Origin of the sequence: Methylobacterium sp. WL12, assembly GCF_008039475.1 — a bacterium.
Classification (GTDB): Bacteria; Pseudomonadota; Alphaproteobacteria; order Rhizobiales; family Beijerinckiaceae; genus Methylobacterium; species Methylobacterium cerastii.
In genome coordinates this window covers 1-848 of sequence record NZ_VRUW01000226.1, presented here as the reverse complement: position 1 = coordinate 848, position 848 = coordinate 1, and the positions used below count along the sequence as shown (strand labels likewise).

General features: G+C 70.5%; 1 protein-coding gene. It reads left to right on the top strand.

Annotated features, from left to right (window positions below; translation table 11 throughout):
• Nucleotides 1-822, top strand: an 822-nt coding sequence (locus FV226_RS27630) for an outer membrane beta-barrel protein (RefSeq protein WP_147765421.1), incomplete at its 5' end; no start/stop codon positions are given.
• Nucleotides 823-848 lie beyond the last annotated feature (26 nt).

Here is an 848-nt window from a genome sequence, read left to right as displayed (position 1 = left end):
CGTCGCGCACCGCCGCCGGTGTTCACGCCCGTTCCGGTGTTCACCTGGACCGGCGCCTACTTCGGTATCAACGCCGGCTACGGCTTCGATGCCAGCGAGCGCCGCGGCGCCACCGTCGTCGGCGTCTCGCCCGGCAACGCGATCTTCGCCGGCCCGGCCGGCGGCAACGTCGGCGGCGTGCTCGCCTTCGGCGGCAACCGCGCCAACGACGGCTTCACCGGCGGTGGCCAGGTCGGCTACAACTACCAGTTCACCCCGGGCTCGGGCGTCGTGATCGGCGTCGAGGCCGACGCCCAGTACGTCGACTTCGGTCAGGGCCGGAACCGCTTTGCTGCCACCCCCGGCGTCGTCGGCGGCGGCATCCTGCCGGGCAACCTGATCTACAACCCGTCGGGCATCTCCAGCCTCGACTACTTCGGCACCGTGCGCGGTCGCCTCGGCTACGCCTTCGACCGCACCCTCGTGTACGGCACCGGCGGCTTCGCCTACGGCAGCGGCGGCGGCCGTGACTTCGGTTCGGGCGTGTCCCGCAACGACTTCCAGACCGGCTGGGCCGCCGGCGCCGGCGTCGAGTACGCCCTGCCGACCGACTCGTTCCTGAACTTCTTCCGCTCCTCGGCCGTGACGCTGAAGGTGGAAGGCCTGTACGTGAACCTCGACCAGAACGGCCGCAACAACGGCGCCTTCGCCACCAACTCGACCGGCACCGTGACCCTGACCTCGCCGGGCGTGACCGTCGTGCAGAGCGGCCTGAACCGCAACAACAGCACCGAGTTCGCTGTCGTGCGCGCCGGCCTGAACTACAAGTTCGGCTCGTACTAGGACCTTCGGGACCGGACGCGGCCCGC